The sequence below is a fragment of the Bacillus sp. C30 genome (assembly GCF_040838255.1).
GTDB lineage: Bacteria > Bacillota > Bacilli > Bacillales > Bacillaceae_G > Bacillus_A > Bacillus_A mycoides.
This window is the reverse complement of record NZ_JBFPJH010000284.1, coordinates 1-4265: the sequence shown is the minus strand read 5'-3', so window position 1 is coordinate 4265 and position 4265 is coordinate 1. Positions and strand designations below refer to the sequence as shown.

The following is a 4265-nucleotide window of genomic DNA, read 5'->3' as shown; positions in this document are numbered from 1 at the left end:
ATTTGCTTCTTTAAGATATCCTTTTCATGAAGAGGTGGAAAACATGGAAAAAGTACTAGTTTTCGGGCATAAAAACCCAGATACAGATGCAATTTGTTCTGCGATTGCTTATGCAGAATTGAAAAAAGAATTAGGAATGAATGCTGAGCCTGTACGTTTAGGCGAAATCAGTGGTGAAACTCAATTTGCGTTAGACTCTTTTAAAGTAGAAGGACCGCGTTTTGTTGAGACAGTAGCAAACGAAGTGGACAACGTTATTTTAGTTGACCATAACGAGCGTCAACAAAGTGCTAACGATATCGAATCTGTTCGTGTGTTAGAAGTTATTGACCATCACCGTATTGCTAACTTTGAAACAAGCGATCCTATTTACTACCGTTGTGAGCCAGTTGGATGTACAGCTACAATCTTAAACAAAATGTACAAAGAAAATGGCGTTACAATTCGTAAAGAAGTTGCTGGTTTAATGTTATCTGCAATCATTTCAGATTCTTTACTATTCAAATCTCCAACTTGCACAGAACAAGACGTAGCAGCAGCTCGTGAATTAGCGGAAATCGCTGGTGTAGATGCAGATAGCTACGGCTTAGAAATGTTAAAAGCTGGTGCTGATTTAAGCGGAAAAACAATGGAGCAATTAATCTCTCTTGACGCTAAAGAATTCCAAATGGGTAACGCGAAAGTTGAAATCGCACAAGTAAACGCTGTTGATACAAACGACGTTCTTGTACACCAAGCAGAACTTGAAAAAGTTATCACTACAGTAGTAGAAGAAAAAGGTTTGGACCTATTCTTATTCGTTGTAACTGATATCTTAACTAACGATTCTGTTGGTCTTGCGATTGGTAAAGCAACAAACGTTGTTGAGAAAGCTTACAACGTAACATTACAAAACAACACAGCTACTTTAAAAGGTGTTGTATCTCGTAAAAAACAAATCGTTCCTGTACTAACAGAAACATTCCAAGCTTAATATTATTGAGTATGGATAAAAGAAAGGACAAGTAGTCATATTGGCTACTTGTCCTTTTTATTATAAAATTACAGAAAAGCCTATTGGATGGAAATAAAAAAGGATAGCAATAGCTATCCTTCTTATCATTTATTCATAAGATCGTTTCTTATTTATATAAAATGTGATAATAGCAGCAAGAATGAAAATAGGTATTGCGTACGCTTGCCCAACAAAGAATTTCCAACCTACAGTATTATAGCCCTCAGATGCTGGAATGATAATCGCGATGATACAAACAATAATATAAGCTAATAATGCTGGGAGTATATTTTTCATAGTTGTTCACCTCCTTTTTATACTACATTTATATAGTGTACTATTGAATAGAGATTGGGAGATTAAGTGTACTTGATTTTACGAAATCTTTACAAATTCACTAAAGGATGAGGAGTCTGCATGCTGTATGAAAGTGACTTTAGTACGGTGTGTTTATGTAATAATACATATGCTTAATAGACTGTTCTGAAATAAATTAAACCAAATATAGGATATAATGTAATTTTATCTTTCGAGATAAGTATATAGTATTCTGTAAAAAAATGTACTGAAAAATTGATATTTCATAAGAAATATAGAATCGAGGTAAGAAATAACGATGAAAAGGTTATGCATAATTCCATGCGGAAAGAAGAAAATTTGGGATAAGTACTCAGATTACGGAGAGGCAGAGGCAAAAGATGTATATATTAGTCCATTCGGAAAAGCATGTCAGGCGTATGCAACTGAGTTTTTCGAGAATTGGGTTATATTATCAGCAAAGCATGGATTTTTAAGACCAAATGATATTGTAAAGGGAAATTATGATCTTGCATTTGATTCAAATAGTAATGAGATTATTAGCATAGATCAATTAAAACAACAGATGATTGATAAAGATTTACTTCAGTTTGATGAAATAGTATTACTTGCAGGGAAGAAGCATAAAAAAGTTGTGACGAAGCTATATCCAGAAGAAATCATTACATATCCATTAGAAGGGTGTAAAGGAATTGGGTATATGTTGCAGAGGTTGAATGGGGCAGTGGAAGCGCAGAAGGAAGTATAGGGATAAATTAGTAATATAGATTCAAATTATACCAAATTAATACATTTAAAATAGACTAGTAAACAAGCCTTTTTACGTTTTTAAACATAGAATATGATGAACGCTATTGAGGGGAGAGTCATATTCATGTGTAATAATTGTGGTTGTAGACGCAGAGATTGTAATAGATTTTGGGATGATTTAATGTTTGGAAGATGTAGACGCAGAGATTGTGATGATTGTGGTTGTAGACGTAAACGTGACTGTGATTGTGATGATTGCCGTCGCAATCGTAAACGTGACGACGATGATGATAAATGTCGTAAGTGGTAATATTTTAAAAAGAGTACTTCGAAGTAAGTACTCTTTTTGTGTATAAACCTTTTAAATTCCATCTTGAACAGATTTTTTTTCAATTTCCCATGAATCCTGTTTTATAATTTTTAAAGCTACATTAGTACCATTAGATTCCTTATAAAAGATATATCCGTGGTTTGATTTAACGTAAGTTAAAGGCTCGCCAATGCAATCTTTAGAACAAGATGTGTTGATAAGTTCAATTAAGGATAGTTCGCTAGGATCGGTTTTACTAGCATCTATAAGTGTATCAAGGTTTGTTTTACGAAAACCTTGTAAGTTTACATCGAAATTCTTTTCTATTTCTCCAGTAACGCTAGTATTCATTACTTCAACTGAATTTTTCTTTTCTAGAAGAAAACCATTTCCATAAAGGAATTTTGTATATCCAAGCCAGGCGATTAAAAATAGTATAAAAAACATACCAGTTGTTTTAAGTTTTCGAAGCCGTTTACTTACGATTGATTCTGAATATTTCATTCAGCCTAATCCTCCAATGTTTTTATTTTAAAGTATGCTTGGGTATATATATTTAGAAGGAGATGAAAGTTAGAGAGTTACTGATTCAAAAAAAGAAAGCATCTGAAGTTAGGTGCTTTCTTTTTGAATACTGTCCGCTATCTGTTAGTTACTTGTTTCATAAGCGGTCTTATTTCTTTAACAGGTGGTTTTTTATCATAGGCATCAACGTAAGAAAAGTAATAATTTAAGTTTCTAAGAAGTCCCTTTCCTATTTTTGTGCTTAAGAAGGGGAATACTTGTCCAGTATAATCATCGAGAGATTTACAATAGTATTTTTCATCTAAGTATATGCTGTATTTACATGTTAGTTCTACTAATGAGTTACCTTCATCATCAAATACTTCTTTAGAATCAAATAATGTCTATTAATGCGAATTTTTCATTCAGATAAACTTTCTTCTTTTTCTCGTGCTTATTTGTGAGAATAAATACGAGACCAATTGCGTTAATCAAACTATTTCCTCCTATAAAAAACGGATATTAATAAAATATATCGATATACGTTAAATGTAAAGAGGAGTAGTGAAATATCATTGATAGAAAACTAAATAAGCCGATTTGTTTTTTCAAATCGGCTTATTTTTATTGAAATACTTGCGGAAATTGTTTTACGATTGCGTCTGTTATCATGTCGGCCATTTCTAATGCTTCTTTTTCAATTTTATCGTATAGTTTTACACTGGCATCATAATCTTTATTTAGGAAGGCAAGTGCTTCCGCTTTCGTTAACGCTAAATGCTCATAAAACATTTTTCTAAATTCTTCTTTTTCTATATGTGGATTGATACTAGTTAGAAACTCAACAATTTCGTCTCCATTAGCGTACCATTTCTTTTCTATAGCGGCCGCTTCGTTTTGATCACCAGCTTTTGCGGCTTTAACAAGATCAGCAGCGATTGTTAAGTGGTCTTTAATTAATGCACTATATTTTTTTACTGCATTTTCTCCGTAGAATGGTTCAAGTGATAGCCCCATGTGTGTTGCATTTTGTAGAAGACGTCCAACGGTAACGTTTACGTCGGGCAAGTTAAAGATGATGCCTATAATGGCTAATCGTGTCCAAGCAACGTGTTGTTCCCATAAAGAACGCATATATCCTTTTAGAAAGTTTTCGTTTTTACTAACTCGGTAATTTCGTACAAATGAATCGAGGTTTCCATTAGTGATATGATAAGGGGAGTAATACGATTGCCAATAAGTATACATAAATAGTTACACTCCTTTGAACATGTATATCTCACAATATGATAAACGTTATTTTTAAGTTACGTGTCCAAGAGATTTTTTGAGAGTTGGAAAAGGAGAAAGTTGAAGGGGAATAAAAAACACACTTATGATATATATGAA

Annotated in this window: 6 protein-coding genes and 1 pseudogene; 3 read left to right on the top strand and 4 right to left on the bottom strand. The window is 33.0% G+C overall.

Going from position 1 to position 4265, the window contains the following annotated elements; translation table 11 throughout:
- Window positions 1-43: 43 nt before the first annotated feature.
- On the top strand, window positions 44-973 hold the full coding sequence (gene ppaC / locus AB3X49_RS18560) for a manganese-dependent inorganic pyrophosphatase (protein ID WP_002032629.1): 930 nt from the start codon (window positions 44-46) through the stop codon (window positions 971-973).
- A gap of 129 nt (window positions 974-1102) precedes the next feature.
- Here ppaC and AB3X49_RS18555 read toward each other — a convergent pair whose 3' ends face one another.
- Window positions 1103-1291 carry a DUF4017 family protein gene (locus tag AB3X49_RS18555; RefSeq protein WP_367963906.1) on the bottom strand — a complete coding sequence of 63 codons (189 nt, stop codon included), beginning with the start codon at window positions 1289-1291 and terminating at the stop codon, window positions 1103-1105.
- Window positions 1292-1610: 319 nt separating this feature from the next.
- Between AB3X49_RS18555 and AB3X49_RS18550 the strand changes: the two genes are divergently transcribed.
- Both AB3X49_RS18550 and AB3X49_RS18545 read left to right on the top strand, forming a co-directional pair.
- Window positions 1611-2060 carry a DUF6884 domain-containing protein gene (locus AB3X49_RS18550; RefSeq protein ID WP_002012995.1) on the top strand — a complete coding sequence of 150 codons (450 nt, stop codon included), beginning with the start codon at window positions 1611-1613 and terminating at the stop codon, window positions 2058-2060.
- A gap of 126 nt (window positions 2061-2186) precedes the next feature.
- Window positions 2187-2372 carry a hypothetical protein gene (locus tag AB3X49_RS18545; RefSeq protein ID WP_002085081.1) on the top strand — a complete coding sequence of 62 codons (186 nt, stop codon included), beginning with the start codon at window positions 2187-2189 and terminating at the stop codon, window positions 2370-2372.
- 51 nt (window positions 2373-2423) lie between these two features.
- On the opposite strand, the gene AB3X49_RS18540 is transcribed toward AB3X49_RS18545, so the two are convergent.
- From AB3X49_RS18540 to AB3X49_RS18530, 3 genes and pseudogenes are all read right to left on the bottom strand, one after another.
- Complete coding sequence (locus AB3X49_RS18540; protein ID WP_002012998.1) at window positions 2424-2876, bottom strand: hypothetical protein; 453 nt, start codon at window positions 2874-2876, stop codon at window positions 2424-2426.
- Between the two features lie 137 nt (window positions 2877-3013).
- Window positions 3014-3371, bottom strand: a pseudogene (locus AB3X49_RS18535) (cytoplasmic protein).
- A 129-nt stretch (window positions 3372-3500) separates the two neighbouring features.
- Window positions 3501-4124 (bottom strand): acetylglutamate kinase, encoded by a 624-nt coding sequence (locus AB3X49_RS18530; protein WP_367963902.1) that lies wholly within the window; start codon window positions 4122-4124, stop codon window positions 3501-3503.
- Window positions 4125-4265: the final 141 nt, after the last annotated feature.